The organism is Allobosea sp. 67-29 (assembly GCF_001898115.1).
Classification (GTDB): domain Bacteria; phylum Pseudomonadota; class Alphaproteobacteria; order Rhizobiales; family Beijerinckiaceae; genus Allobosea.
The window spans coordinates 506770-533555 of the sequence record NZ_MKSQ01000026.1 but is presented as its reverse complement, the minus strand read 5'-3'; the positions used below and the strand labels follow the sequence as shown (position 1 = coordinate 533555).

Sequence of the window (26786 nt, the reverse complement as noted above, 5' to 3'; positions counted from 1 at the left end):
GTTCGACAAGGCGCTCGTCGTCCGCTGGCGAGTGAACTGGAGCGTCCACACCGCGAGAAGCTCAGGCCGATGACGCCCAGCGATTTCAGTCTCGCATCGGCATTGATTGTCTGCTTGTGACCGCTGCCTCAAGCCTGCAGGGCGAATCGAGGGTTTTTACAGGTGTAAACGGGCGGTAAAGACCTCGGGCGTGACGCAGTTCAATCTTTATTCTCGCTGTTTGTTGAAGTCATTTTCAAGATTCTTACAATTAATAATTGTGAAAGAGGCCGTCTCCATCGTTCGAATCGGAATCGGAATGCCGTAATGGTCAAACCACTCGCCTGTCGCCAAAGTGAATCTGTCCGACCGGCGACAGATGAGGCCGAGCGAATTTGCGTGGAGTCCGGCGTGGACGATCCCGAAGCCTCGACGGGCCTCGGGGCGAGCAGATGAGGCGACACAATTCCGCCTTGACGGTGGAGAATGCGATCGTTCTCGCGAGAATTCGATTGCCGATGCCAGCTTCGGAGCCGCCGTGGTCGTCGCCGGGCCTACGGTTCCGAGTCGTGTCTAAGGTATTTCATCGTGCCAGATTTGAGTATTTGTAATGTTTCTTCCTGTCACCTGGGATGATTTCGACGTTTCTTCGTTGAAGACCCAACTACTTCGCTTGAACAAGGCTGTTCCCCAGAAGGTGCGGAGTGCCATATCCGCCACTTCGGACCGCTTGTTCGAAGAGCTCGGAGACGAGTTCTGGTCTGGACTTACGGACAGCCCGCGAATCCAGCACAATTTCAGGGGCAGCGAGGCGCTTGCCCATTGCCGCTCGTGCTTGACGCAATTGATGGTCGGCCTGCTGCCGCGAGAAGGTATCGATCCCGATGCTTTCATCGCGCGGCAGATGCGTTCCGGTGCCGCCGAGGCGAACCGGCAGATCCCATTGCCCGTCGTCGTCAATGCGACGATTTCCGCCAAGCACGTCTTTAGCAAGCACGTGCTCGATCAGAATTTTTCGAAAGATTACTACAGTCACGCCTTCATCTATATCTCCGCCGTGATCGATATCTCCGCGGCGGCGGTCGTCGCGGGATACGCGAGCGAAATGCAACGTTCGGCACGGGCCGACGAAGCGTTGCGAGAAATATCGGTCGGACACGACCTTCGCGCCGAACGCGAAAAGCAGAAGGCTGCCCTCGCTGAATGGGCGCAGGACGTCTTCTTCGAGACCGCGCTTGTGAGGGCCACTGGGAGCGCGCCGCTGCTGAGCCGCTCGGAGTTCGGCCTTTGGTTTTCGCATCGAGCGCATCTCCTGTTCGGCCACAAGCTCGAATACGCCTCCACCGCCGCGCTCATCGAACGCGCCGACCAGCTTGTGAATCAGCTCAATGGCAGCAAGGTGGATCTGCTCCGGCAGGAGTGCCTCAAGGACATCAAGCAGATATCCGACCAGATCAACAATCTGATGGTGGCCCAGTTCAGCCGGTTCCTCGACATGGGCGGGACGAGAGACCCGCTGTCGCGCCTGCTGAACCGTCGTTTCCTCAAGGCAGCCATCCAGCGCGAGATGACGGCCTATCGCCGGACGGGGAAGACGTTTTCGCTCGTCATGTTCGAGATCCCCGGCTTCGCCGAGCTGCGCGCGCGCCTGGGCGAGGACGGTGCGGATGCGATGGTCCAGCAGACTGCCGCCTTCCTGCTCAATGCGGTCAGATCGAGCGATGTGGTGATCAGCATGGGGCGGGAGACCTTCCTGGTCATTCGCGTAGAAGCCGAGCTGCCGGAGGCGAGGGCCTTTGCGCAGCGCATCGTCGCGAGCTACAGGGCCGCCCATTTCTCGATCGAGGGCCAGACCGTCCAGGAAAGCACCCTGACATTCGGCGTGGCCAGCTATGACGGCGTGTCGGATTCGCGGCGGCTCGTCGATCTCGTTGCAGCGGCGCTGCACGGCGGCGAATCGACGCCATAGCCACGGCGTTGCCAGGCCCGGACGGCCGGCTGCCGCAGCGGCTGGGTTGCCGCCCGCTCAGAACTGCATGATGGCCTTGGTGAACTGGTCGACGGTTTCGTTGAGATCCTTCGCCGTTTCCTGGACCTGCCGTGCGGTTTCGGAGACCGAGACGGCTTGATCGAGGGCTCCGGTCGATCCGGCGATCACGATCGCGGTGGCTTCGCCGGCGGCTTCCGAGGCACTGATCACATCCTTCAGTGCCGTGGCGATGCGCGAGAGCGCTTCCGTCTGCTGGTCCGACGCCGCCAGGATCTGCTCGGCCGAACCGATGACTTTGCCCGCGTTGGTCTCCAGGTCCTGGCTTGCGACGGCCGCTTGCTCGCTCGCCGTCCGGATGTCTTCGATCCGTCCGACGATCAACCCGGCGGCGTCGTTGATCCGGGCCGACAACAGCTTCACCTCCTTGGCCACCACCGAGAAGCCGGCGCCGAGAGGCCCGGCGCGCGCCGCCTCGATCGTCGCGTTGAGCGCGAGCAGGTTGGTTTGCCGGACAATGTCGCGGATGAGATTGCTCTCCTTGTCGACTTCATCCAGCTGCAGCGTCAGGCGAGCCTTGGCCGCCGCCGAGCGGTGAATGCCCTCGGACGCAAGCCGGACGAAGGCGGAGGCGCTGTCGGCGTTCGTCCTGATGCTCGCGACAGCTTCCGCCATCCGGTCCGACGCTTCGTCGACCGTGCGCAGGCTGAGCTTCGCCGCATTGACCATGTCGGGGACTTCGGCGACGGCAGATCGCGAGCGCCCCGACAGGGCGGAAAGCTGATCGGAACTCTGCTTCATCCGGTCGATGGCGTTGGTAAGCGCCGAGAGCACCGCCCAGACGGAGGAGTTGAAGTGCGACACCCGGCCTTCGAGGGCACGGCGCTTGTCCTCCTCGTTCTGGGCCCGCAGCCTCTGGGCCTGTTGAAGTTCGGCGATGCTGAAGTCCCGGCGGACGCCATCGAGGAAAAGCGTGGCCACCGAACGGATCAGCACCAAGGCGAGGCCGAGGAATATGACGTCGACGGTCGCGTAGATCGGAAGCAAGTCCTCCCCGAGATAGAACAGATGCGTGGCGCGCCCGATCCACAAGGTCGCCAGGAAGGTGAAGGCCGCCGCCGGCACGATCCCCATCGTGAATATCCCGACGCAGGAGAGGCAGGTGATCGTGATGCCGATGACGCCGTCGAAGCGCATGGCGGCGCTGCTGTTGACGAGCGTCGCCAGCACCGCCCAGGGAAGGCCCATCAGGAAGGAATCCCGGATGATGCGGACGGTGAAACGCGGCGACGGCGGATCGCTGCAGTCCCGCTTGCGCAGCAGGCCCATCTGGTGAATGCCGAGCACGGACAGCGCGGCCGTGATCGGTGCCCAGATCAGCGGAAGCGCGCGCCACCCGCTGCAAAGCAGCACCGCCGAGATCGCGAGCACGAAGATGATGTTGGCGCGCAGGATGGTGGGCAGCGACGCGCCGAAGCGCACGGCCTGGGCCGCGCGCATGGCGGCGCGCTCGCCTGCGTCGATGCGTAGGCCGAAGCGAAGGTCGAGCGCGTCGCTCCAACGCAGGATCAGGCGCTCGTGAAACCGAAGACCGGTCGGCATGGCGAACTCGGCTGCTTGCACAGGGGGCAGCGGTTCAGCCGGGCTGCGCGCCCTGCTGGTCCTTCCCCGGTGTGGGGCGGCCATCCCCCTGGATGACGACCGGGGTCCATTGCGGCTTGCCTGTCGCCATCCAGCTGATGACCTGATCGAACACCATCGCCTGATAGCGCTGAAGCGGCTTTTCGCTGCTTTCCGAGATCTTCATGATGCTCTGCAGCTCTTCCGAAAGTTTGGCCTTGTCGAGCGCGCCGGCTCGTTCCAGATGGTCGACCAGGAGGCCGAACAGGCTGATCTGGGCGCTGGCGATGCCGGTCAGGTAGTCTCGCAGTTCGTCGTTCATCATCTTCTTCTCCGGAAGAGACATGTGGACATGTTGTGCGGCAACGGGGCGCGTTGGACTCGAGCGATGGTCGCGATGAGCCCGATGAGCGGCCGGCCAGGGATGAGATGCGGCGCCTAGAATTCTTCCCAGCCCCGGCTGCCACGGCCAGCCGCAGCGCGCTTCTGTGGCGGGGCAACCCCGGCTGCCGGCCTTCCAGGCCGGCGGTCGGCCTGGAAGGCCTCCCGGGCGAGCTGCCGCAGCCGTTCGGGCTCGGTAGATGCCGTAAGAGGGCGCGTCGCGGCTTCGTCGATCCGAAAGCGCGCAATGATCTCATGCAGCTCGGCGGTGCGGCCGGTCAGCGCGGTCGACGACGCCGCGCTTTGCTCGGCCAGCGCGGCGTTGGCCTGCGTCATTTCATCGAGGTGGGCGACGGCCTGGCTCATCTCGTCGAGCCCGCTGGCCTGCTCGCCCGAAGCGGATGAGATGTCGGCGATGGTGGCCGCGACCTTGCGGGAGGCTTCGAGAATGACGACGAGCGACTCTCCCGCCTTGCGCACCAGCTTGACGCCGTCTGCGACCTCGTTGTTCGAGGAGGAGATCAGCACCGCGATGTCCTTGGCCGCTGCGCTGGAGCGCTGTGCCAATGTGCGCACCTCGCTGGCGACGACGGCAAAGCCCTTGCCTGCGTCGCCGGCGCGGGCCGCCTCGACCGCGGCATTGAGCGCCAGCAGATTGGTCTGGAACGCGATGTCGTCGATCACGCGGATGATGTCGGCGATCTTCGTCGAGGCGATCTCGATGCGCGCCATGGCCTCCACCGCCTGCCCGGCGATCGCGCCGCCCGCATCGGCCGCCTTCATCGCCTCGTCCGCGATCGTCGCCGCCTCCCGCGAAGCCTGAGCCGTCGCCTTCACGGAAGCGGCGAGTTCCTCGGTGGTGGCCGCGGTCTCCTCGAGCGAGGAAGCCTGATCTTCCGTGCGTCGCGACAGATCTTCCGCCCCTGACGAGATCTCGCGCGAAGCGGTTTCGACATTCTGCGAAATGCCTGCGACCGAGTGAACGACTCCGGCAAAATTCTCGACGAGCTCGTTGACGCTTCGGCAAAGCGACAGCAGATCGCCCGAGAAGCCGTCGAGTGCGATGCGTGGCGTCAGGTCGTGCCGGATGGCCGCCTGGACCACGCGCCCCGCCTCGGAAACAGCCTGGCGCATGCGCTCTTCCGCCATCACCGAGGCCGTGATGTCGGTTGCATATTTCACGACCTTCCAGGGGCGGCCGGCCGCGTCGAGAATGGGATTGTAGCTGGCCTGGATCCAGATGGCGCGGCCGCCCTTGGCAAGGCGCATATAGCGGCCTTCGTCGTATTCCCCGCGCTTCAGCTTGTCCCAGAATTCGCGATAGGCGGCGCTGGTGCGAAGCTCCTCGCTCGCGAACAGGCTGTGATGGCGGCCGATGATCTCGTCGCGGGCGTAGCCCATGACCGCCAGGAAATTCGGATTGGCGTCGAGAATGGTGCCGGAGAGGTCGAACTGGATAACCGCTTGCGCCTTGTTGATCGCGGCGATCTGCCCTTCGAGGTCGGCGAAGGTGCCTTTGAGTTCCGTGATGTCGGACGCGAATTTGACGACCTTCTCGACGCGTCCCGACCGGTCGAGAACCGGAGTATAGGTCGCCTGAAGCCAGATTCTGCGGCCGCCCTTGGCAATTCGCAGGAACTGCGCCTGATGCGCCTTGCCCGCCGCCAGCTCGGTCCAGAAGCTGCGATAGGCCTCGCTGGCGCGCTCTGCCGGTTCGACGAACAGGGCATGGGACTGGCCGCGGATCTCGTCGAGCTCATATCCCAGCGTCGTCAGGAACAGGGGATTGGCATCGCGTATCGTGCCATCCGGTTCGAATTCGATGACAGCCTGGGTCCGCCGCAGCGCCTGGCTCTCGGCCGTCCGCGATGCAGAGGTCAGCGGGTTCATCAATTTCAGTGGCATGGACATCCCCCGGAAGCGCGCCGGCCGGCGCGTCATGTGAATCTGCCTGTCGCGATGCCCGCCGAGGGCGAGAACCTGTTCATGCACGAGCCGGTTCGACCGCAGTCGTCTCAGCGTCAGCCAATGCAAATCTGCATCCGCGCAGGTTTAAGGCGCTGCATGCCCGACGTAGAATGGAGTTAAACTGAAAATTAAGATTCCTTTATCCGCGAGGGATTTTAACCCTTTCGATGACCGTCCGGTACAGAATGTATTGGCTTTCTGCTGAAATCGAAATGAAATAGCGCGCGAACTTGGGGTGCGAGTTAACCGATTAATGCAAATTAATAATTCATTAAACAGTATGCACTGCGAAATTATTTGTTCATTAAACTTAATTTAATCATAGTTTAATCAAGATATACGCTTGTGTTCTGAATTCATAACGTGAGACATGGCGTTGGATAGTCGCGCCCACTTCGATCTGGAATTTGCCGACCTGCGGGAGGAGCTGTCGCGGCTCCATTCCGTCACATCCGCCCAGGTCCGGCGCGTGGTCGGGCGCGTCACTCACGCTCACGCGCTCGGGCTCAGCCGGGACTTCTACGAAGCGGTGCAGTCGAGGCCGCGGGCCCATTTCTATCTCGACAATGCGGTCGTTGCCGAACGGTTGCAGGCTGCCTTGCAGAATTGGCTCGAAACGCTGTTCCCGAAGGAGAGGGGCGATCTCGACGAGATCGTCCGGCTGCAGCTTCTCGTCGGATCGGCCCATGCCAGGATCCGCGTGCCGATCGGCCTGATCATGTATGGAACGCGCGTTCTGAGGCAGCGCCTTTACGAACTGCTCAAGCAGGCCCCGCTGCCGTCTTCCCAGATCGCGCAGGCACATGCCTATGTCTCGGGATCGCTCGATATCGCGCTCAGCGCGATGACCGCCGCGCATATGAGCAATCTCGAGCGCAACACGCGAGCGGATGAGGCCTTGCGGCTCTACTCCATCGGCAAGGATCTTCAGGCCGAGCGGGAGCGCCAGAGAGCGGCCTTGGCGGAGTGGGGCCAGAACGCATTCTTTCATGCGCAATTTGACGATGCGCCGCCGGGTGGCCGCAGCCTGGGTCGTTCCGAATTCGGCCTATGGCTTCTGCATCAGGGCGATGTCATCTTCTCGCAGTTCAGGGAGTATCCCGTCGCATTGGAGGCCGTCGGCAAGATCGACGAGATCATTCTGGCGCTGGCGGCGCAGGAAGATCGCCGGGAAGCGCTCCAGGGCCTCAAGACGTCGATCGACCTGCTCGCACGCCTCGTGGCATTGCTGTTCGACCATGCCACGGGCGTCGAAGGCGCGCGCGATCCGGTGACCCAGCTCTTGCATCGACGCTATCTGCGGGCGGCGCTCTCCCGTGAGATCGGCCTGCAGGAGAAGGTTCCGCACCCATTCTGCGCGATCCTGGCGGAGATCGCGGGTGCGGCCGAACTGCGCGCCCGCCTCGGCGAGGAAGCAGCCGATGTCCTTGCCCAGCACGCCGCCACGATGATCTTCAATGCCTCTCGCTCGAGCGATTCGGTCTTCCAGTTCGGACGGGACCGGTTTTTCGTGATCCGCGTCGAGACGACCCAGGCAGAGGCCCAGGATTTCGTCGATCAGATCTCCGCGGTCTTTGCCGCGAGCCGGCTCGATATCGGCGGACATGTCCTCAGGGATCTGTCGCTGGACGCTGCCGTCGTGGAATATGACGGCCATCCCGACCCTCGCAACCTGATCGAGCGGGCCGAAATGATCATCCGGAAGATCAGACAAGCCAGGACGCCGGGGAGGCCCTGACGCCGTCTATTCTACGCGTCATTGGCCGCGGGCGGGGTTTCCATCAGCGCGGCGCGCAGACGAAGCAGTTCCTCGCAAACGGCCTCCAGATCCCGCACGGGGAAGCCGTCGCGCAGCGCCGGGACGTGTTCCGTCAGCCTGTCGCGCAGGATGCCCGTGAAACGCACGCCGCCTTCGGGGGAGACGACCAGGCCGTTGGCTTCCTCGAACGAGGCGTTCCAGGTTATCGCCTCGGCGGCGCTGACGCCGTCCGGGAGCGCCAGCTCCAGCTCGCCGCCGGCGAGGCGGACCGGGTAGCCGCCGGGCAGGCCGTTGGGTCCGGGCACATGGCCGTGCCAGGAGCGCCCCGCCGCCATGGCCAGCAGCATGGGAACGCCGCTGGCGCCGGAGATCTCGATCACCGGCTCGGGCGTCAGCTGAATATCCGCGAAGGTTGCATAGACATCGGCGACCTCCCTGCCGGCGAACCAGACGCGCGGCGGCCGGCCGCCCCGCTCCTGTGGCCGTCGCCGCCAGGCGGCGAGGTTCTGGTAATGCGCGAGAACCTTGACTTCGGCTCCGGCAGGCGTCGCCGCCGAGCCGGCGAAGACGTTCGACAGGATCGCGACATTGCCCATGCCGCAGGCGACATCATGGCCCATCGCCTTGATGATGCCGTTGACCACGTCGGGAAAGCCGCAATTGACCAGAGTGACCGGCTTGCCGGCACGGGTGATGGCCGCGGCGACCCGCGAGCTCAGCAGGGCCTGGAAGACAGCCGTGGCGCTCAGGCCGCCCTCGGCGACGAGCTGCGTCCAGGCGTTGCCGGTCTGGGCGATGACCTGCGAGGTCTGGATCGAGGCTGCCTGCACCACGATGCGTGGGCCGGTCGCCGCGAGCATGAGGTCGGAAGCGTCGGCGGCGAGCAGGTCGACGATATGGGTGGTGAAGCGGGCCTTCCTGCCGAACAATCCCGCCCGGGCGTTGGCGGCAGTGCGCAGCCAGCTCAGCCGCTCGCGATTGCGCCCGGCGATGACGACCTCGACCGCCTCCTCGGCGGTTGCCGCGATATCGAAGGCGATGCGCGCCGCGAAGCCGCCGGTGCCGGAAATCAGGATGTCGCAGCCGGCCATCTCAGCGCTCCAGCGCCATTGCGGCGCGGTCCCAGCAATCGTCGAGCCGAGGCGAGAGCCGGTGCTTCATGATGCGCTGGCTGGCGGTGCGTTCGAACTCGTCGACGACGGCGATGTAGCGCGGGTTCTGGTAGGGGGCCAGGCGCTGGCCGAGCCAGCCGGACAGCGCCTGCGGATCGATGCTCGCGCCGGCACGTGGCTTGACGAAGAGCTTGATGTCCTGCTCGCCGACATCTGCCGCGACCCCGATCATCGCGCAGTCTTCGACTGCCTCGTGCTCGGCGGCGACGTGCTCGACCTCCCAGGCCGAGACGTTCTCGCCGCGGCAGCGCACGCTGTCGGTCATCCGGCCGTGGAAATAGAGGTTGCCTTGCGGGTCGAAGGAGCCGAGGTCGCCGGTGTGGAAACCGTCGGGCCTCAGCGCCTTCGCGGTCGCCTCGGAATTGTCGAGATAGCCCGGAAAGATCGCGCCTGGAACGCTGGTCTCGATCACGATCTCGCCGCGGGCGCCGGCAGGCACGGGCCGTCCTTCGGCATCGTCCAGCCGCACCGTGAACCAGGGCATCGGCGTTCCGACCGAACCGACCACGCCGCTCAGGTTGCAGGTCGTGAGGCTCGAGGCCTCGGTCATGCCGTAGCATTCGCGGATGTCGACACCGAAGCGCTTGCGGAACTGCGGCCAGATGTCGGCGGGGCAGCCGCCGCCCCAGGCGATGCGCACGCCATGGTCGCGGTCCCGCGGCGAGGGCGGCTGCTTCAGCAGGATCTGCAGGATGCCGCCGAGATAGTGGATATGGCTGGCGCCTTCGGCCCTGACCTGATCCCAGAACCGGCTGGCGCTGAACCGTTCGACCATGGCGAGCGTGACGCCGCGGATCATCGGCAGGGGCAGCAGCTGCGCGCCGCCGATGTGATAGAGCGGCTCCCAGACGAAGAAGACATCGTCCGGTTTCGCATCCGAGAGCAGCGCGACGCTCTCGGCCGCCAGCCGCAGCATGCGATGCGAGACGATCACGCCCTTCGGCCGCCCGGTCGTGCCGGAGGTGTACATGATCGCGAAGACGGCCTCCGGCGCCGGCGCCGGCTCGGTGAAGCGTTCCTGCCGAGACAGGGCGGCGTCGAGCTCTCCGCCCGGCGCATGGGCGAGGAGCGGCAATTCGGCCTCCGACGCCATCGCCTCCGCGATCTGCGGCGCAAGCTCCGCATCGGCGACGACAAGGCGCGGCTGCGAATGCGTCAGCAGGTAACGCAAGCCCTCGCCGCGCTGCTGCGCGTTGACCGGCACCCAGGCGACGCCGGCGCGCGCGAGCCCGAACACCACCGCGATGGTCGCGATCGAGTTGCGCATCATCACGGCGACCCGATCGCCGGCCACAATGCCGCGTGCCCTCAGATGGGCGGCGAAGGCGGCCGAGCGCCGCTCGATCTGGGCATAGGTCACAGGCTCGCCGCAGAAGCGCGCATAGACGCGCTCCGGCTCTGCCGCGGCGCGTGTCGTCAGAAGGCTCACGAAGCCAGCGTCGTCCAAGGAGGTCATCGTCGTCGGTTCAGTCGGGTCGGGAAGAGGAGCGGAAGCGTTCCGCGACGAGCAGCATCGCTGTCACCACGATGAAGACGACGACCGAGACCGCCGCGAGCGTCGGGTTGAGCTGCAGAATCATGTCGTCCCACATCTGCTTCGGCAGCGTCGTTTTGATGCCGCCGGAGACGAAGATCGCGATGGTCAGCTCGTCGAAGGAGGTGATGAAGGCGAAGAGGAAAGCGGCGACGAGGCCGCCCTTGACCAGCGGGATGGTGACGCCGGTCAGCGTCCGCACGCGGTTGGCCCCGAGCGTCGCCGCCGCCTGGTCGAGGCGCTGGTCGTAGGTCTTCAGCACGGCGGCGATGGTGACGAGGGTGAAGGGGATCGCCAGCACGGTGTGGCCGATGACGAGGCCGAGATCGGTGGCGATCAGCCCGAGCCGCGCGAACAGGTAGAACAGCCCGACCGCGATGACGATGCGCGGCACGATCATCGGTGCGAGGAAGAAGGCGAAGATCAGCCCGGCCCAGCGGGTGCGGCTGTTCGCCAGAGCCAGCGCCGCGAAGCCGCCGATCGCCGTCGCCGCGAACGCCGTGACGAAGGCGACGCCGAAGGAGCGGATCGTCGCCTGGATCCAGAGCGGGGAACCGAAATAGGCGTGGAACCAGCTCAGCCCGTAACCCGGCGGCGGGAACTCCAGGAACTGCGAGGAGGTGAAGGCGAGCGGAATGACGAGCAGCGTCGGCAGCACCAGGAAGGCGATGACCAGCCAGCAGAAGCCGGGCAGCAGCCATGCGCAGGCGCGCTTGCCGAGCACGGCCTGCGCGGCATCGGAGAGGCGCCCCAGAATGGTCGCGACCGCGGACAGCAGCGCCAGGCCGAGGTCGCGGATGCGCCCGGTGCCGATCTGCGCCGAGCCGCCGGCGATGGTCGACAGTCCGAAGATGCGATCGTAGACGACGCAGGAGACGAGCGCGGCCGCCAGCATCATCGCCGAAAGCGCGCCGGCGAAGGACCAGTTCAGCAGCTCCTGCACCTGGGTGATGATGAGCTGGGCCAGCATGGTCTCCTGCCGCCCGCCGAGGAAGGCCGGAACGATGAAGAAGCCAAGCGAGGAGATGAAGACGAGCAGTCCCGCCGCGGCGACGCCAGGCAACGAGAGCTTGAAATAGATCAGCCAGAAGGCGCGCGCCGGGGCCGCGCCCAGCGTCTGCGCCGCCTGGACCAGACGCCGGTCGATGCCGGTCATCACCGGCAGCATGGTCATCACCGCCAGCGGCACCATGGCATGCACCATGCCGACCATGACGCCGAACTGGTTGTTGATCAGCGAGAGCGGCTCGCCGACGACATGGGCGCCGGTCAGCAGCGAATTGACAACGCCGGTGCGGCCCAGGATGAGCATCCAGGCGAAGGTCTTGACGAGGTAGCTCGTCCAGAACGGCACCATCACGAAGAGCAGCATGCGGCCGCGGAACAGGTCGGGCAGGCGCGCCAGCCAGTAGGCCAGCGGATAGCCGATCAGCAGCGACCACAGCGCGGTCCAGCCGGCGATGCGGAAGGTGATGCCCAGCACGCGCAGATAGACGTCGGTCGCGGCGATGCGTTGATAGGCGCCGGCCGAATAGGCCCCGCTTTCCGGATCGACGGCGCTCAGGCCCAGCAGCTGGGCCACCGGCCAGACGAAGAACACCGCAAGGAAGACAAGGCCGGGCACCGCCAGCCACAGCGCGTTGGGGCGCAGCCTGCCGGCGAGGGCCGGCGCGCGGCCGATGCTGACGGCGCTCATGCGACCAGCACCGCCTTGTCGCGCGGCCAGCCGGCGACAATGGCCTCGTCAATGGCAGGCACGGCGTCGTCGGGGCCGAGGCGCAGCACGAGCTGGCCGCCATCGGCGAGCGCGGCGATGACGCGCGTCTCGGAGCCGGCATAGACGATCTCGCTGACGCGCCCGTTGACGGCGTTGCCGTCCTGCGCGCCGAGGCGCAGGTTCTCGGGCCGGATCACCAGCGCGGGATCGGACGTCTCGCACTGTGCCCCGCGCGGCAGGACAAAGCGGCCATGGGCGGTCTCGAGCGAGCCATTGCCCTCCCAGCGGCCGCGGAAGATGTTGGAGATGCCGATGAAATCGGCGGCGAAGGCCGTGCGCGGACGTTCGTAGATCTCGCGCGGCGTGCCGAGCTGCTCGATCTTCGCGTGGTTCATCAGGCAGATGCGGTCGGACATCGCGAGCGCCTCCTCCTGGTCGTGGGTGACGTAGACGATCGTGGCGCCGCTCTCGCGGTGCAGCCGCTTGATCTCGATCTGCATGTGCTCGCGCAGCTTCTTGTCGAGGGCGCCGAGCGGCTCGTCCATCAGGATGATCGAGGGCTGGTAGACGAAGCAGCGCGCCAGCGCGACGCGCTGCTGCTGGCCGCCGGACAGTTCGCGCGGGAAGCGCCCGGCAAGATGGCCGAGATGGACCATGTCGAGCGCGGCCGAAACCCGGCCGGCGACCTCGGCCGAAGGCCGGCCGCGCATCTTGAGTGGGAAGGCGATGTTCTCCGCCACCGTGAGGTGCGGGAACAAGGCGTAGTGCTGGAAGACGAGGCCGATATCGCGCTGGTGGACCGGCATCGCCGACTGGTCGCGCCCGTCGATCACCACCTTGCCTTCACTGGCCTCGACCAGACCGCAGATGAGCTGGAGCAGCGTGGTCTTGCCGGAGCCCGAAGGCCCCAGCAAGGTCAGGAACTCGCCCTCGGCGACGCTGAGCGAGCTCGGCTCGAGGGCCGTGGTGGCGCCATAGCGCTTGCACAGCCCTTCGATGACGAGCTTGGCAGCCCTGGGTTCGGTGGCGTTCATGCCGGCGCTCGTCGCCATCGGCGTCAGGTCAGCAGCCAGGCGTTGAAGCGCTCGGTCACCTTGGCGCGGTTGGCGCTCCACCAATCCTCGTTGGCGATCGCCATCTGCTTCAGGTTTTCCGGCGAGGTCGGCAGCAGCTTGGCGCGCGCCGCCGGGATCGTCTGGTAGGCGTCGAGGTTGGTCGGGCCATAGGCCAGGGCCTCGGTGTAGATCGCCTGCTGCTTCGGATCGGAGCAGAAGCGGATGAACTGCCGCGCAACGTCCGCCTTCGGGCCGCCCTTGGGCAGACCCCAGCCCTCGATCGAGTACAGGCCCTGGTTCCAGACGATCTTCGCCGGCGTGCCACCGTCGATCGCCGCCTGCAGGCGGGCGTTCCAGCCCGGCAGCATGTCGACCTCGCCGCTCTGCAGGAGCTGGGTCGACTGCGCGCCGCCGGTCCACCAGACCGCGACATGCGGCTTGATCTTGTCGAGCACCTTGAAGGCGCGGTCGACGTCGAGCGGGTAGAGCTTGTCCAGCGGCACGCCGTCGGCGAGCAGCGCCTGCTCGATAGTATCGATCGGGTTCTTGCGCAGCGCGCGGCGGCCGGGGAACTTCTCGACGTTGAAGAAGTCGGTCCAGCTCGCGGGCGCGTTCTTCACCTTGTCGGTGCGGTAGGCGAAGATCGTCGAATAGACGTCGGTGCCCATGAACTCCGGCGAGATCGCCTGCGGCATCAGCTTCGGGACATCGGCATGCGAGAAGCCGATCGGATCGAGCAGGCCCTGGCCCTTCAGGATGTCGCGGGCCGAGAGCGTCAGCGTACAGACGTCCCAGGTATAGGATTTGGTCTCGACCATCGCCTTGAACTGCGCGGTCGGCTCGGCTTCGCGGGCGACGTTGACGACCTTGTTGCCGGTCGCCTTCTCGAAGGGGTCGTAGAAGGCCTTGCGGAAGGCGGGGCCGAAGGGGCCGCCCGGATCGGCAACGGTGATCTGGGTGGCGGCGCGGGCCGCGCCGCCGAGATATGGCGCGGCGACCGCGCCGGCAGCGACGCCGCCGGCCAGTTGCAGCAGGTTGCGCCGGGTCGGCCTCGTGATCGTGCTCGTCATCGTCTTCTCCCCTTTCAAGCGGTTTTCCGCATTTCCCCGTGGGTGGTCAGAATGGCGTGAACGCGGTCAGGCGCTCTTGCGCGCGGCGCGCTTGGCCAGGAATTCCTCCATCATCCGCGCCGGCTCGCCGGTCGCGTAGGCTTCGCGCTGGTTGCGGATGCCGGCCGCCAGGCATTCGCGGAAGCTCTGCTCGGTCACCTCGCGGAACCGCGCCTTGTTGAGCCGCATGGCGTTGGGGGCCTTGGCGCCGAGCTCTTCGGCCAGCGCGAGCGAGGCCTCCATGACCTTCTCCTTCGGCACGATCCGGCTGATCAGGCCGATGCGGAAGGATTCGTCGGCGTCCATCATCCGGCCGGTCAGCGTCAGGTCGATGGTGCGGGCGAGCCCGATCATCTCCTTCATGATCCAGGGCCCGGTGACCGAGGCGATGCCGGAATTGATCTCGGGCTGGCCCATGGTGACGCCGTCATGGCCGACGCGCAGGTCGCAGAGCAGCGCGACCTGGAAGGCGGAGCCGGCCGCGACGCCGTTGAGAGCCGCGATCAGCGGCTTGGAGAGCGACCGGATGCGGTCGTAGAGGCGCTCCCATTCCCCCATCCAGGCTTCGGCGCGGTCGGCATCGAAGGTCTTGGTCTCGTTGAGATCCTGGCCGGCGCCGAAGGCGCGGTCGCCGGCACCGGTGAGGATGATCGCGCGGACTTCCTCGTTCGCTTCCATCTCGTCGAAGCATTCGACGAGCCGCGCCCGCATCGGCGCGTTCCAGGCGTTGAGCACCTGAGGGCGATTGAGCGTCACGATGCCGACCGTGCCGCGCACTTCGACCAGAACCGAGTCCTTCATACCGCCCTCCGATGGCCTTCTATCACAATGCGATAAAATCTATTGAATATACTGCGCGAACGCGCCAACTTGTCAAGGCCACCGCTGACGGCCATTGATCGCGCGAGGAGAGTTGGTCCGATGACGATGTCCGACACGCCACAGCGCCGTGGAAAGCTCGCGCCGCCGCTCGCCGAACGATCGTCCCGCAAGGACGACGCGCTGATGGTGAACTCGGTCGAGAAGGCGTTCCGCGTGCTGTCGGCCTTCGGCCGGCAGCACCAGACGCTCAACCTGTCGCAGGTCGCGTCCGAGACCGGCATGGACGTCAGCGCGGCGCAGCGCTTCACGCACACCCTCACCAGGCTCGGCTACCTGCACAAGGATACCCAGACCAAGCGCTTCGAGCTGACGGCCAAGACGCTCGACCTCGGCTACCATTTCGTGCGCAGCAGCCGCCTGCTGGACCGGGCGATGCCTTATCTGATGCACCTCAGCAAGGAGACGGAGGAAACGGTCAACCTGACGGTGCGCGACGGTACCGAGATCATCTTCGTTTCGCGCTTCCTCAGCCGGCACGTGCTGAACACCGACGTCATCATCGGTACGCGGATGCCGGCCTATGCCACCGCGCCGGGCATCGCGATGCTCTCGCGCCTGCCCGAGGAGGAGGCGCTGGCCATCATCGACGCTTCCGATCTCAAGGCCCATACGCCGTCGACGACCTGGCAGCGCGACGCCTTGCGCGAGAAGCTGCGGCAGTCGGCGGCCCAGGGCTATGCGACGGCCTTCGAGGAGGTCTATATCGGCGACGCCTCGATCGCGGCGCCGATCGTCGACCATCACGGCCGCCCGGAGGCTGCGGTCAACATCGCGACCTCGACGTCGCGCTTCAGCCATGCCGAGGTCATCTCCCGCTTCTCCTCGCTGGTCATCGCCACCGCACACGCGATCTCGCGCGTCTGAACCGTCCGCGCCGCGGCCGCTTGACAAGGCTTTTGGAGAGTTATCAATATTCGCGAATAGTTATCGTATAGAAATAACTATTCAGGATCGCTCATGGGGCCCCCGACAGCTCAGTTCCGCCGCGTCGCCGCCAGGACCGGACCTGCGGTGACGCTCCGTTTCGATGGAGTCTCCATCGCTGCGACAGCCGGGGACAGCGTCCTGGCCGCCTTGCTGCAGCACGGCACGCTGCTTCGCCGCCTGGAGTTCGGCGCCGAGCCGCGCGCGGGCTTCTGCCTGATGGGCGCTTGCCAGGACTGCTGGGTCTGGAGCTCCGCCGGCGGCCGGATCAGGGCCTGCACGACCCCCGTCGCCGAGGGCATGGAGCTGTTCGCCATGCCGCAAGCATCGTTCGATCGTCCGGCCGAAGAGAGCGGCCGTGGCTGATCCCGTCATCGTCGGCGCCGGCCCGGCCGGGATTGCCGCGGCGGAGGTCCTCTGCGCCGCAGGCCTGAGACCCATCCTCATCGACGAAGGCGCCAGGGCCGGCGGCCAGGGCTATCGCCGGCCGGCGGAGAGCCTGGCGCTGGACATGGCCCGCCTCATGGGGTCGGAGGCGAGGAAATATGCCGCGCTGCATCGGCGCTTCGAGGCCCTTCTGCCGCGCATCGACTACCGGCCGGGCACGCTCGTCTGGGCGATCGACGGCGACACGCTGCATCTGCTGCGCGACGGGCGTGCGGAGACGCTCTGCTTCGACAGGCTGCTGATCGCCAGCGGCGCGATGGACCGCATCGCCCCGTTGCCGGGCTGGACCTTGCCGGGTGTGTTCACGCTCGGCGGCGCGCAGGTGGCCCTGAAGGATCAGGGCTGCCTGATCGGGAGCCGCGTCGCCTTCCTCGGTTCGTCGCCGCTGCTGGCGCTGGCCGCCAAGCAGTATCGCGAGATGGGCGCCGAGATCGCCGTCATCGCCGACACGACTGCGCTTCGCGCCAAGGCGGCGGCGCTGCCGGCGCTGCTGCATGCGCCGCGGACGCTGGCCCGAGGGCTCTGGTATATGGCTGCCTCGCTGCGCGCCGGAACCAAGATGCTGCATGGCGCGGTGCCCGTGGCGATCGAGGGCAGCGAGCGGGTCGAGGCGCTCCTGCTGCACGACGCCCGGGGCCGCGAACGCCGCTTCGCCTGCGATGCCGTCGCGCTGGGCTACGGGCTGAAGCCGGAAACCCAGCTCGCCGACCTGGCCGGGGCGACATTCGTCTATGATGCCGATTTCAGGCTCTTCCTGCCGAAGATCGACGGCATGGGCCGGGCACGGCCGGGCCTGTATCTCGCGGGAGACGGGGTTCGTATCGGCGGAGCCGACGCAGCGGAGGCGAGCGGGGCCCTCGCCGCCCATGCGATCCTGTCCGATCTAGGCCGGCCCGCAGAGATCGCCGTCACGCGGCGCCTGGCGCGGCGCGTGCAGCGCCTGCGCGATTTCCAGCGAGGCCTTGCCCGCGCTTTCGCCTGGCCACGAGCCCAGATCGCGGCCCTCGACGATGCGGTGACGCTGTGCCGCTGCGAGAACGTGACCGTCGGAGCGGTGCGCGCCAGCATGGCTCGTGACCTCGGCCCGGCCGAGGTCAACCGGGTCAAGGCCATTACGCGTTGCGGGATGGGGCGTTGCCAGGGCCGCGTCTGCGGACCGGCGCTGCAGGAACTCGTCGCGGCCGAATGCGGCGGCGATGGCCTTGCCGCAGGGCGCCTGCGCGGCCAGGCACCAGTCAAGCCGATCGCGCTCGCCGCGGCCATGGACGGGTCATGACCGGACGAACCACCGATGTCGCCATCGTCGGCGGCGGGCTCGTCGGCGCCTGGACGGCGTTTTTCCTGGCGCGGCGGGGCCAGCGCGTCACCGTGCTCGAGAAGGGCGTCGTCGGTGCGCAATCGAGCGGCGTCAACTTCGGCAATCTCCGGCTGCAAGGCCGCTTTCCCGGGCAGTATCCGCTGTCGCTGCGCTCCCAGGCGCTCTGGGAGGAGTTCGAGGCCCTGACCGGGGAGGATTGCGAATTCGAGCAGAGCGGGCATCTCTACCTCGCCTATGACGCGGAGGAGCATGCCAGGCTGGAGAGCTATGCCGAGGTCTCCGAGTCGTACGGTCTGGCGATCGAGCGCCTCGAGCCGGCGGATCTCAGGCGGCGCTGGCCCTGGCTCGGCCAGCAGGCGGTCGCCGCGACCTTCTCGGCCCGGGACGCCACCGCCAATCCGCGGCTCGCGACGCCGGCCGTCATGCGAGCCGCGGCGCGGCATGGGGCCAGCGTGCGCGAGAACACGCGCGTCGTCGATATCGGCCGCTCGGGCGACGGCTTCACGCTGGCCCTCGCCAACGGGGAAACCCTGAGCTGTGGCGCGCTGGTCAACAGCGCCGGCGCCTGGGCGCTCGAGATCGCGGAACGCTTCGGCGAAACGGCGCCGCTGTTTCCGGCCGGCCCGCCGCAGTTCGTGACCGAGCCGTTTCCTTATCTGATCGCGCCGTCCATCCAGGCGATCGACGGTTCGGTCATCTTCCGCCAGATCCCGCGCGGCAATGTCATCCTCGCCGGCTATCCCCGCACGGCCGCCGATCCGCAGGCGAACCGCGCACCGGTACCTCCGGCGAAGACGTTGGCCGCGATGAGGGCGCTGGCGCGCGTCGCGCCGGTGCTGGCGCAGTGCCATGTCATCCGGGTCTGGTCGGGGATCGAGGCCTATCTTCCCGACATGATTCCGGTGATCGGGCCGAGCCAGACCACGGCGGGGCTGTTCCACGCCTTCGGCTTCTGCGGCCATGGCTTCCAGATTGGACCGGGTGTCGGAGCCTGCCTCAGCGAGATGATTCTCGATGGCGGGACGCAGACGCCGCTGGCGCCGTTCGGGATCGGCCGCTTCCGTTCGGCGACTCAAGTGAGCGAGAAGTTCCGCAAGGAATTCGACTGAGGGCTTCCACCCCGCATCAGGGCATGGTGCTCAGGCGCGGCCAGTTCCGGTCGGCCCGGCCGATATATTTCGCGCGGTCGCGAAGCCAGGTCGTGCGGACGCCGAGATCGTAGTTGAGATAGAGCTTCCCGTCGACGATCGACCAGGCTTCCGGCTCGATCTTGACCAGGTATCCACGCGAGGTGCCGTAGGCGCAGAAGCCGCCATAGGCCGGCAGGTAGCGCTCCGGATCGGCCGCGAACAGCGCCTTGTGCTCGGCACTGGCGAAGTGCCAGGTGGCGCCGCCATGGCGCAACGAAAACTCCGGCTTGCCGAGGCGGGGGCCGCCGTCGCGGAAATAGGCGACCGGATCGTAGCCGCCGATCGCGACGCCGTCCGGCGAGCCCAGCGTGTTGACGCGATGCGTCGTCGCCGCCCCGGCTGCCGTGGCGGGGATGACCGCCAGGGCGAACAGAAGCAGGCCGCGCCGGTCCAGGCCTTTACGGTTTCTGCGGGCGAGCACGTTCATGCCGAGCGCGCCTCCAGCGCCTCGAAGACATAGGCCGCGAGCCAGCCATAGATGGCATGGCCGATCAGGCTCATGAGGGACAGCAGCGGCACGTCGTTCAGCAGGAAATGCTGCCCGCCGAGAGGGGCGAAGAAGCCAAGCGCGATGAAATAGGTGATCACGCCCCAGATCCAGCCATCGGCCGGCATGCCGAAGCTCTTCACCCAGCGGGTCAGGACCCAGTACGCCATCGGGTAGAATAGGAAACCGGTGACGAAGTGCAGCAGCTTTGCGACCGGTGTCGAGAGCTGGAGGCCGAGCTGGTGGTAGAACAGCGCCTTCACCAGCTCTGGCGGCTCCAGCGGGAAGCCCGCAACCCAGGCCGTCGGCACGGCGGAGAAGAGCTCCCAGAAGCCGAGGCCGGCGAACCCCCCGAGCGCGAGGTTGATCACGGTCCGGCTGGAGGGAAGAGCGAGGCTGCGAGGCATGGCGGCGGTGGTCATGGCGCGGTCCTTTCTGCAAGGTCAGTGTGCGATGGCGAGAGGGGTCGCCGCGACGGCGAGAGCGGCGAGACGTCCCGGGGCATGGTGGCGCAGCTGGGCGAGGCGGCGGACGGCGAAGCGGTTGGCGCCGCCGCGGCGGGCAAGGCGCTGTTCCAGGAGGCGGCCAGCGAGATCGTGGCTGCCCGCGCGGATCAGGCTTTCGATATGGATCTGCTCGAAGATGTCGCGCTGGGCGTGGCTGCCGCCGATGGCCAGCAGGCCGTCGCGGGCCATGCCGAGGAGGCGCGCAGCCTCGGGATGATCGCCCTCGCTGAACGCGATCAGGCCACGGGCCGCAAACGCGCCGCTGCGGGCCGCCGCGGCACGCTCGCGGCTCGCATGGGAGCGGGCATCGTGCATGAGATCCGCGGCGATGGCCTCGGCTCCGCCGCGGTGGCCGGCCCCGAGCAGCGAGAGGACATAGTGCAGATCGGCGAAGACGAGGCGCCCGTCGTGGACCCGGCCCTCAGCCTTGGCGGCGAGCTCCTCCCAGCGATCGCCGACATCGACGCCGGCATGGTCGAGCCGGGCCAGCAGCGAGGCGCCATTGGCAATGTCGCGGTAGTCGTCAGTCGGCTCCGCACGGATCTCCTCGTCATAGAGCCGCAGCACCTCGGCATTCTCGCCGCGTTCCAGCCTGAACAGCGCAAGATGCCAGAAGATGTGAAACCGCAGATTGTTGGCGTGCGCGATGCCGCGCCCGTCGCCGAGCCAGGCGATCCCCTCGCCGGCCCGGCCGGTCATCTCCAGCACATGCGCGACGGCGTGGCGCCCCCAGGCGTCGCGGGGGCTGAGGGCGACGGCGCGCCGGCCGGTGCGCTCGGCTTCGGCGTAGAAGCCGCGCTCTTCCAGCGCAAAGGCGTGGCAGCCGTTGACGTAGCCGGCGAGGGGGTGGTGCTCGCCGAAGCCCGGCGCGAAGCGCTGCAAGGTGGCGAGCATCTCCTGCTGGTCGCCCAGTATGAAGCGCAGACCGTGAGAGAGCTTGAGCGCGAGCACGTCGTGCGGGTGGGCAAGCAGGATGGCTTCCAGCCTTTCGGCGGCGCGGCGCGGCGCGTCGTCGAGCCAGAGCGAGAGAGCCTCGATCACCATCGCCTCGCGCCGGGTGACAGGCCGCAGCCCTGCGGAGGCTCGCGCCTGCAGGAGGCATTCGCGGGCGGCCCCGACCAGCTCGGCACGGGCGAGCGACAGCAGCATCAGCCCCTTCGCCGCATGGGCGAGGGCGAAGTCCGGATCGGCTGCGAGCGTGCGGGCCAGATGCTCGGGCGTCGCGGCGGCATGGGCCATCATGGCCTCGAGCGTATCGTTCCAGGCCAAGCGCGCGGGGTCGTTCGCTACGGTGAGGCGGTCGCCGGACAGATCGTGATAGAGAGGCTGTGACATCGGCTGCTCCTTTGCAGCGTTCGCTTCGAACGCTCATGAGGGAGTTCGCAGGCGGGCGATCAAACGCCGTTCAACTCGCTTCACGGACCCGTGTCCGGAGCGGCAGTCCGGCGGATAGTTCCTGCGGTGCGGGGCCGGGCTGCGGTCGCCCCGGCGCCAGCCACGGCGCGCTTTTGAACCAGCCAACCACCACGGCCGTGCCGAGGATCAGCGCGAAGCCGACGAGATTGAGCAGCGCCATGGTCGCTTCGCCCCGGCCGGTCGCGTCTGCCACGACGCCCAGCAGCCGCGCCAGCACGACGCTGGCAAGGAAGCAGGCCAGCGACTGCCGCCCGATCAGGATGAGGAGATGGCCGATGCCGCGATCCAGCTTGCCGCGCCAGGGCTCGATCAGGCTGAGCACGACATAGGCCAGCGCCAGGAAATGGAGCACCCTGAGGATGTGCAGGTCGTTCTTCTCGCTGGCGGGCAGGATCGCGTCGTGCAGCGCCTGTGCCGCCGGCCAATGATCGAGCACGACCCAGAAGGAGAGCGGCACCGACAGGGCAAGGAAGAGCGTTGCCACCAGCATCAGCCGGGGCGCGCCCAGCCGCGGCACCGGCAGCCATTTCATCGCGATGAAGAAGCCGGTGAAGAAGATGAGCTGCCAGGCGAAGGGGTTGAGGAACCAGCCGGCGCCGGTCCAGGGATTGCCCGGCAGGTTCAGGCCCTGCGTCCAGACCAGCGCGTAGAGCAGTGCGGCAAGGAGGAAGGGCAGGCCGCCATGCAGGCGCCGCAGCAGCATCATCACCGGGACCAGGGCGAGGATGACGAGATACATCGGCAGGATGTCGAGATAGTCGGGCTGCCAGGTCAGCGTCGCGAGCCCGAGCAAGGCGCGCTCCGGATCGCCGATCAGCGGCCCGAACTGCTTCGCCAGAACACCGAAGTCGAAGATCCGGTCGATGCCGGCGGCGAGGGCGATCAGGGCCAGCACGAGGCCGATCTGGGCCCAGTAGACCTGCCAGATCCGATAGGCGATGCGCGCGGTGCCCAGGACCGGGCCGCGCCGCACGAAGACGCTGCCGAAGGCCAGGGCGCTGGCGACGCCCGAGCAGAAGACGAAGAGCTCCGCACCGGACGAGAAGCCGAACCGCGCCGGGATCCAGGCGTTCCAGCTGTTGTCGGGCAGGTGTGCGACGAAGATGATCAGCATCGTCAGGCCGCGAAAGACGTCGAGCCGCTCGTCGCGCGGGCGCTTTCCCGCCTTGTCGATCACCGCCGCCATCAGAAGGCTCCCTCGTAATGCGCAGCGTCGATCCGGCAGGCAAGAAGCGTGAAGCCCTTGCGGGAGAAGGCGGCGGCGGCCTCGCACTGCAAAGTCTCGCGATCGTCTATGGTGACGCCGTGCCCGCCCATGGCTCGGGCCACCGCCGTGAAATCGGTGCCGCCGAAATCGACGCCGGCCCGCCGCAGACCCATCTGCCGCTGCTTGAGCGCGATCAGCCCGAGGCTCTCGTCGACGAGCGTGACGACGACGACCGGAAGTTCGAGATCGCGCAGCGTCGCCAATTCGCCGAGGACCATCTCCAGCCCGGCATCGCCGACGAAGCAGAGCACTGGAGCGTCCGCGCCAAGCGCGGCACCGGTCGCCAGCGGCAAGGCGCAACCCATGGTGCAGAGCCCGGTCGATTGCAGCAGCCGCCGCGGCCCGTCGCAGCGCCACATCTGGCTGAGCAGGATGCGGTGCGCGCCGGAGTCGGCGGTGGCGATCGTGCCGGCGGGCGCCACCGCGCGCAGGGTCTCGAAGACGGCGTGCGGCCCCCAGCCGGGCGGCGCGGCGAAGGCCTCGCGAAAGCGGGATCGCACGGCCGCGGGCTCGCCCGCTGGCCAGGCCGCCTGCGCAGCCGGCAGCGCCGCCGTCAACCGCGCCAGGATCGTCCCGACATCGCCTTCCAGCAGCAGGGTCGCGGCATGCATGCCGTGCGGCATCGCCTCCGCGACGATGTCGATCACCGGCTTGTCCTGCGGCCAGGGATGGCGCCAGCCCTGGCGCATCTCGATGGGATCGTAACCGGCGAGGACGATCAGGTCCGCTGCTTCCAGCAGCGGCCGGACGATCGCGTCGGCGCGCGGCGAGAGGCCGATGCCGCCGATGACGCGCTGGTCGTCCTCCGGCAGCAAGCCCTTGGCCTTGTAGGTCGTCAGCAACGGCGCGCCGGTGCGGGCCAGGAATTGCTCGAGGGCAGGTGCCGCGCCTTCGTTGACAAGGTCGAGGCCGGCGATGACGAGGGGCCGCCGCGCGGCGGCGAGGCGTCCGGCCGCGGGGCCGAGCTCGGCGGGAACGGCGGCTTCGGACCGGGGCAGGCGCCCCGGCGCGCGGTGCGGAGCCGGCGCCTCCGCCACCGCGATCGGCAAGTCGATATGCACCGGGCCGGGCCGGCCGCGTCTCGCGAGCGCGATCGCCTTGGCGACGACGAGATCCTCGGTGCCGGGCGCAGCGCGGAAGCTCGCCTTGACCAGGGGGCGCAGCACGGCCTGATGGTCGAAGACCTGGTGCGTGTAGCTCTCGGCGAGCGCCTGATCGACACAACCGGTGATGAAGAGCAGCGGCACGCGATCCTGCTGGGCGTTGGCGACGACGTTGACCGCATTCGCAACGCCCGGCCCGAGCGTCGCAATCAATACCGGTTGCGCGCCGGTCGCGTGCCACAGCCCCTCAGCCATGAAGCCGGCCGCATTCTCATGCTTGGCGAGCAGGAAGCGAATGTCGGCGCGCTCCAGCGCATCGACGAGCGCCAGCACCTCGCCGCCGGGAATGCCGAAGGCATGGGTCACACCCGCCGCGGCGAGACGGGCGGCGACGAGATCGGCCCCCCTGACGCAGCCCTGGTCCGTGCCCGCGCCGGGACGGGAGGCGGAAATCGGGTCGTGGCGCATCGGTCTCTCCAGCGGTCCGCGTGGCGGTGGCGCCTGAGAGATCGCAGCGGCGGTGCCCACGGTTACAGCCTCACGGAGACGTGAGCACGGCACCGGCGGTCCGGGACGCGGGTTCGTTGGTCATCATCAGGCGCCAGGCCCGTTCGACCCAGGCCGCATCGGCGAAATGGCCGCCGTCATGCAGGCAGAGCTCGAGCCGGGCCCCGCCGCAATGGCTTGCCAGCCGGCAGGTCAGCGCCGTGCCCGGAACGGCCTGGCCGGGCAGATCGGCCCAGCCCGCCGCGCAGCTCCCGCCGGCGAGGACGGCCAAGCTCCTGAAGACGTCGCCCTGCCTGGCCCCCTGGCGCAGCATTCTGCCGGCGAGCGGTATCGTGGTGTCGCTGGTGCCGTGGACATGGATCAGCTTGGGTCGCGGCCCCTCGCAGGCTTGCGGAAGTGGCTCCCAGAAGGCGCCGGCGATCGGCGCGAATGCGGCGAAGCGCGTCGGCATCCGGCAGGCGAGATACCAGACCATCGAGCCACCCTGCGAGAAGCCGCTCGCCATCAGGCGCTGCGGATCGACCGGAAAGCGTCGCGTCGCATCGTCGAGTACCTGCCCGACGAAAGCGAACTCGTCCCTGCGCCGGCTCGGCGAACCCGGAAACGACCAGCTGCGGCCCAGCCCTTCCGGAGCGATCAGCGCGACGCCGAGCCGGCGCGCCACTCCGGCCAAGGCGTCGTCGGCGATGGTTTCGGCGGCCGAGCCCTGATAGCCGTGGAAATACACGATGGCGCCGTAACGCTGGCCGGGGCGGCCGCCGGGCGGGATCAGGATGCGGTAGGAGCCGCCGGCGACGCTGCATCCGCCCTCGGCCGGGCATGGCTGCGCAGACGGCCCGGGTTCCTGCGCCGGGGCGATGGATGTCGTCGCCAGGGTCGCAAGGACGGCGAACGCAATACGGGCTGCGGCGGCCATGGGCTGGTCTCCAGGTGAGGCGGATGCGGGGGCGCCGCGCCTGCCCGCGAGCGTAGCGGCGGCTCCCGCGCCGCTCATCAGGCGGTCACGCGCTTGTGAGCCGAGCTCCGGCATGCGACGGGATAAGCCGCATCGCAACATAGACGGGAAGCGCACCGGACTTGTCGCTCGAAGATCTTGAAATGCAGCTGAGGCCGCTGTTTCTGGCGGCGCTCGCCGGCGACGGGGCGGCCTATCGGCGCTTCCTCGATATCATCGGCGAGCGCTTGCGAGGCCATCTGCGCCACATGCTGGCGCGGGCCGGGCGCCGCGAGCCGAGCGAGGTCGAGGACGTGCTGCAGGAGGTGCTGCTGGCGCTGCACCTGTCTCGCCATACCTATGACCCGGCGAGCCCGGTCACGGCCTGGGCCCATGCGATTGCCCGCTACAAGCTGGTCGATCATCTGCGCCGCTCCGGCCGCCATGTCGGCCATCTGCCGCTCGACGAAGAGGCGTTCGGGCTGGCCGACCGGCCGGTCGCAGCGGCTGCGGAGGCGCGGCTCGACCTGGATCGCGCCATGGCGAGCCTGCCCGAGCGAACGCGGGGCCTGATCGACCGGGTCAGGCTGCAGGGGGCCAGCATCGCCGAAGCGGCGGTTGCGGCAGGCATGAGCGAGAACGCCGCGAAGGTCGCGATTCATCGCGGCTTGCAAACCATGGCCAAATTCCTGTCCCGCAGTGGGAGCAAGCCCGGATGAGCCGGCCGCGACACCGAACGTCCGTAACGTTTCCCTGATCCGCAACGAATATTCCAACGCAACCAACCGAAGATCGGACATGCAGACTGATCAATTGATCTCCCTGATGGTCGCAAGCCAGCGCCCGGTGGACACGGCCCGGCTGAGCCGCGCGACCTGGCTCGCGGCGCTGTGTGCGCTTGCGGTGACGGCCGGTCTCGTCCTGATCACGCTCGGGCCGCGGCACGATCTCGGCCGCGCCTGGCTGAGCATGCCGGTGCTGGCCAAGATGCTGCTCGGCGCCGGCGTCGCGGCGATTGCCCTGCCGCTGTTCCAGCGCAGCCTGAGGCCGGGGCAGGAGCCGGCACGGCAGCTGCCCTGGGTTCTGGCGCCGATCCTGCTGGTAGTGGGCTGGGCCGCGCTGACGCTCGCGCAGACCCCTGCGGAGCAGTGGACTACGTTGATCTTCGGTCACTACTGGCGCGCCTGCCTGGTGGCGGTGCCGCTCTACGCGATGGTACCGTTCCTTGTCCTGCTGGTGCTGGCGCGGCGGGGCGCGGCGGTCGACGGGCCGCTCACCGGGGCATGTGCCGGGCTCGCTTCCGCCGGGCTCGCGATCGTCGCCTACAGCCTGCATTGTCCCGACGACACCGCGCCTTTCCTGGCGACCTGGTACATGATCGGGATTGCTCTGGTCACGAGCGCCGGAGCACTGGTTTTTCCGCGGTTCCTGCGCTGGTGACGGGTCCGCTGACCGTCTGACGCGGTGGCCATGGCGGGCCTGTTGCCCTCGCCGATGATTTGTTGCTCGACAGTTCGGGGAAGA

At 67.6% G+C, this 26786-nt stretch carries 23 protein-coding genes; 8 read left to right on the top strand and 15 right to left on the bottom strand.

The features are described 5' to 3' along the window. Positions 1 to 589 precede the first annotated feature (589 nt). Entirely contained in the window at positions 590 to 1948 is a 1359-nt protein-coding gene (locus tag BGO20_RS21545; RefSeq protein ID WP_291659513.1) for a GGDEF domain-containing protein, read from the top strand. A 57-nt stretch (positions 1949 to 2005) separates the two neighbouring features. Here the strand turns inward: BGO20_RS21545 and BGO20_RS21540 are convergent, their stop codons facing one another. The 3 genes from BGO20_RS21540 to BGO20_RS21530 all read right to left on the bottom strand — a co-directional run bounded on the left by BGO20_RS21540 (position 2006) and on the right by BGO20_RS21530 (position 5872). Beyond that, positions 2006 to 3568, bottom strand: coding sequence for a methyl-accepting chemotaxis protein (locus tag BGO20_RS21540; RefSeq protein ID WP_291659512.1), 1563 nt, complete (start codon positions 3566 to 3568; stop codon positions 2006 to 2008). Between the two features lie 34 nt (positions 3569 to 3602). Continuing rightward, positions 3603 to 3911, bottom strand: a complete 309-nt coding sequence (locus BGO20_RS21535; protein WP_291659511.1) for a hypothetical protein — start codon at positions 3909 to 3911, stop codon at positions 3603 to 3605. Between the two features lie 113 nt (positions 3912 to 4024). Next, positions 4025 to 5872 (bottom strand): methyl-accepting chemotaxis protein, encoded by a 1848-nt coding sequence (locus BGO20_RS21530; protein WP_291659510.1) that lies wholly within the window; start codon positions 5870 to 5872, stop codon positions 4025 to 4027. 439 nt (positions 5873 to 6311) lie between these two features. Between BGO20_RS21530 and BGO20_RS21525 the strand changes: the two genes are divergently transcribed. Continuing rightward, positions 6312 to 7673, top strand: a complete 1362-nt coding sequence (locus BGO20_RS21525; RefSeq protein WP_291659509.1) for a GGDEF domain-containing protein — start codon at positions 6312 to 6314, stop codon at positions 7671 to 7673. 11 nt (positions 7674 to 7684) lie between these two features. Here the strand turns inward: BGO20_RS21525 and BGO20_RS21520 are convergent, their stop codons facing one another. From BGO20_RS21520 to BGO20_RS21495, 6 genes are all read right to left on the bottom strand, one after another. Continuing rightward, entirely contained in the window at positions 7685 to 8785 is a 1101-nt protein-coding gene (locus BGO20_RS21520; RefSeq protein WP_291659508.1) for a glycosyltransferase family protein, read from the bottom strand. A gap of 1 nt (position 8786) precedes the next feature. Further along, positions 8787 to 10295, bottom strand: a complete 1509-nt coding sequence (locus BGO20_RS21515) for an AMP-binding protein (RefSeq protein ID WP_362890710.1) — start codon at positions 10293 to 10295, stop codon at positions 8787 to 8789. Positions 10296 to 10332: 37 nt separating this feature from the next. After that, the gene (locus tag BGO20_RS21510; protein ID WP_291659506.1) at positions 10333 to 12096 is read right to left on the bottom strand and encodes an ABC transporter permease subunit; all 1764 of its coding nucleotides are present in this window, start codon (positions 12094 to 12096) and stop codon (positions 10333 to 10335) included. After that, positions 12093 to 13151: an ABC transporter ATP-binding protein gene (locus tag BGO20_RS21505; protein ID WP_291659505.1), complete on the bottom strand. Its 1059-nt coding sequence runs from the start codon at positions 13149 to 13151 to the stop codon at positions 12093 to 12095. The genes BGO20_RS21510 and BGO20_RS21505 overlap by 4 nt, the downstream gene beginning before the upstream one ends. 23 nt (positions 13152 to 13174) lie before the next feature. Further along, the gene (locus tag BGO20_RS21500; RefSeq protein WP_291659504.1) at positions 13175 to 14242 is read right to left on the bottom strand and encodes an ABC transporter substrate-binding protein; all 1068 of its coding nucleotides are present in this window, start codon (positions 14240 to 14242) and stop codon (positions 13175 to 13177) included. A gap of 66 nt (positions 14243 to 14308) precedes the next feature. Beyond that, positions 14309 to 15082 (bottom strand): enoyl-CoA hydratase/isomerase family protein, encoded by a 774-nt coding sequence (locus BGO20_RS21495; protein WP_291659503.1) that lies wholly within the window; start codon positions 15080 to 15082, stop codon positions 14309 to 14311. 120 nt (positions 15083 to 15202) lie between these two features. On the opposite strand from BGO20_RS21495, the gene BGO20_RS21490 reads away from it, so the two are divergent. The 4 genes from BGO20_RS21490 to BGO20_RS21475 all read left to right on the top strand — a co-directional run bounded on the left by BGO20_RS21490 (position 15203) and on the right by BGO20_RS21475 (position 18961). Next, positions 15203 to 16027, top strand: a complete 825-nt coding sequence (locus BGO20_RS21490; RefSeq protein ID WP_362890705.1) for an IclR family transcriptional regulator — start codon at positions 15203 to 15205, stop codon at positions 16025 to 16027. Positions 16028 to 16120: 93 nt separating this feature from the next. Then, positions 16121 to 16453 (top strand): (2Fe-2S)-binding protein, encoded by a 333-nt coding sequence (locus BGO20_RS21485; protein WP_291659502.1) that lies wholly within the window; start codon positions 16121 to 16123, stop codon positions 16451 to 16453. Continuing rightward, complete coding sequence (locus tag BGO20_RS21480; protein ID WP_291659501.1) at positions 16446 to 17810, top strand: FAD/NAD(P)-dependent oxidoreductase; 1365 nt, start codon at positions 16446 to 16448, stop codon at positions 17808 to 17810. Before BGO20_RS21485 ends, BGO20_RS21480 begins: the two co-directional genes overlap by 8 nt. Continuing rightward, positions 17807 to 18961 (top strand): NAD(P)/FAD-dependent oxidoreductase, encoded by a 1155-nt coding sequence (locus tag BGO20_RS21475; protein WP_291659500.1) that lies wholly within the window; start codon positions 17807 to 17809, stop codon positions 18959 to 18961. Before BGO20_RS21480 ends, BGO20_RS21475 begins: the two co-directional genes overlap by 4 nt. 16 nt (positions 18962 to 18977) lie before the next feature. Here BGO20_RS21475 and BGO20_RS21470 read toward each other — a convergent pair whose 3' ends face one another. The 6 genes from BGO20_RS21470 to BGO20_RS21445 all read right to left on the bottom strand — a co-directional run bounded on the left by BGO20_RS21470 (position 18978) and on the right by BGO20_RS21445 (position 25244). Then, entirely contained in the window at positions 18978 to 19469 is a 492-nt protein-coding gene (locus BGO20_RS21470) for a YHS domain-containing (seleno)protein (RefSeq protein WP_291659499.1), read from the bottom strand. Beyond that, positions 19466 to 19951, bottom strand: a complete 486-nt coding sequence (locus BGO20_RS21465; protein ID WP_291659498.1) for a hypothetical protein — start codon at positions 19949 to 19951, stop codon at positions 19466 to 19468. The genes BGO20_RS21470 and BGO20_RS21465 overlap by 4 nt, the downstream gene beginning before the upstream one ends. Positions 19952 to 19972: 21 nt before the next feature. Beyond that, on the bottom strand, positions 19973 to 21370 hold the full coding sequence (locus tag BGO20_RS21460; protein ID WP_291659497.1) for a tetratricopeptide repeat protein: 1398 nt from the start codon (positions 21368 to 21370) through the stop codon (positions 19973 to 19975). Between the two features lie 70 nt (positions 21371 to 21440). Next, complete coding sequence (locus BGO20_RS21455) at positions 21441 to 22637, bottom strand: OpgC family protein (protein WP_291659496.1); 1197 nt, start codon at positions 22635 to 22637, stop codon at positions 21441 to 21443. Next, positions 22637 to 24289 (bottom strand): thiamine pyrophosphate-binding protein, encoded by a 1653-nt coding sequence (locus tag BGO20_RS21450; protein WP_291659495.1) that lies wholly within the window; start codon positions 24287 to 24289, stop codon positions 22637 to 22639. The genes BGO20_RS21455 and BGO20_RS21450 overlap by 1 nt, the downstream gene beginning before the upstream one ends. Before the next feature lie 70 nt (positions 24290 to 24359). Continuing rightward, positions 24360 to 25244 (bottom strand): CE1 family esterase, encoded by an 885-nt coding sequence (locus tag BGO20_RS21445; RefSeq protein WP_291659494.1) that lies wholly within the window; start codon positions 25242 to 25244, stop codon positions 24360 to 24362. Between the two features lie 182 nt (positions 25245 to 25426). Here BGO20_RS21445 and BGO20_RS21440 point away from each other — a divergent pair, with 182 nt between their 5' ends. Further along, a complete protein-coding gene (locus BGO20_RS21440; protein WP_291659493.1) occupies positions 25427 to 25981 on the top strand; it encodes a sigma-70 family RNA polymerase sigma factor in 555 nt (184 codons plus the stop codon). A 79-nt stretch (positions 25982 to 26060) separates the two neighbouring features. Then, positions 26061 to 26702 carry an NrsF family protein gene (locus BGO20_RS21435; RefSeq protein ID WP_291659492.1) on the top strand — a complete coding sequence of 214 codons (642 nt, stop codon included), beginning with the start codon at positions 26061 to 26063 and terminating at the stop codon, positions 26700 to 26702. The last annotated feature ends 84 nt before the right edge of the window (positions 26703 to 26786 follow it).

Coding starts and splice junctions, on each gene's coding strand:
- BGO20_RS21545 (WP_291659513.1), top strand. CDS start 590: ATGTTTCTTCCTGTCACCTGGGATGATTTCGACGTTTCTTCGTTGAAG.
- BGO20_RS21540 (WP_291659512.1), bottom strand. CDS start 3,568: ATGCCGACCGGTCTTCGGTTTCACGAGCGCCTGATCCTGCGTTGGAGC.
- BGO20_RS21535 (WP_291659511.1), bottom strand. CDS start 3,911: ATGATGAACGACGAACTGCGAGACTACCTGACCGGCATCGCCAGCGCC.
- BGO20_RS21530 (WP_291659510.1), bottom strand. CDS start 5,872: ATGCCACTGAAATTGATGAACCCGCTGACCTCTGCATCGCGGACGGCC.
- BGO20_RS21520 (WP_291659508.1), bottom strand. CDS start 8,785: ATGGCCGGCTGCGACATCCTGATTTCCGGCACCGGCGGCTTCGCGGCG.
- BGO20_RS21510 (WP_291659506.1), bottom strand. CDS start 12,096: ATGAGCGCCGTCAGCATCGGCCGCGCGCCGGCCCTCGCCGGCAGGCTG.
- BGO20_RS21505 (WP_291659505.1), bottom strand. CDS start 13,151: ATGAACGCCACCGAACCCAGGGCTGCCAAGCTCGTCATCGAAGGGCTG.
- BGO20_RS21500 (WP_291659504.1), bottom strand. CDS start 14,242: ATGACGAGCACGATCACGAGGCCGACCCGGCGCAACCTGCTGCAACTG.
- BGO20_RS21495 (WP_291659503.1), bottom strand. CDS start 15,082: ATGAAGGACTCGGTTCTGGTCGAAGTGCGCGGCACGGTCGGCATCGTG.
- BGO20_RS21490 (WP_362890705.1), top strand. CDS start 15,203: ATGACGATGTCCGACACGCCACAGCGCCGTGGAAAGCTCGCGCCGCCG.
- BGO20_RS21485 (WP_291659502.1), top strand. CDS start 16,121: ATGGGGCCCCCGACAGCTCAGTTCCGCCGCGTCGCCGCCAGGACCGGA.
- BGO20_RS21475 (WP_291659500.1), top strand. CDS start 17,807: ATGACCGGACGAACCACCGATGTCGCCATCGTCGGCGGCGGGCTCGTC.
- BGO20_RS21470 (WP_291659499.1), bottom strand. CDS start 19,469: ATGAACGTGCTCGCCCGCAGAAACCGTAAAGGCCTGGACCGGCGCGGC.
- BGO20_RS21465 (WP_291659498.1), bottom strand. CDS start 19,951: ATGACCACCGCCGCCATGCCTCGCAGCCTCGCTCTTCCCTCCAGCCGG.
- BGO20_RS21460 (WP_291659497.1), bottom strand. CDS start 21,370: ATGTCACAGCCTCTCTATCACGATCTGTCCGGCGACCGCCTCACCGTA.
- BGO20_RS21455 (WP_291659496.1), bottom strand. CDS start 22,637: ATGGCGGCGGTGATCGACAAGGCGGGAAAGCGCCCGCGCGACGAGCGG.
- BGO20_RS21450 (WP_291659495.1), bottom strand. CDS start 24,289: ATGCGCCACGACCCGATTTCCGCCTCCCGTCCCGGCGCGGGCACGGAC.
- BGO20_RS21445 (WP_291659494.1), bottom strand. CDS start 25,244: ATGGCCGCCGCAGCCCGTATTGCGTTCGCCGTCCTTGCGACCCTGGCG.
- BGO20_RS21440 (WP_291659493.1), top strand. CDS start 25,427: ATGCAGCTGAGGCCGCTGTTTCTGGCGGCGCTCGCCGGCGACGGGGCG.
- BGO20_RS21435 (WP_291659492.1), top strand. CDS start 26,061: ATGCAGACTGATCAATTGATCTCCCTGATGGTCGCAAGCCAGCGCCCG.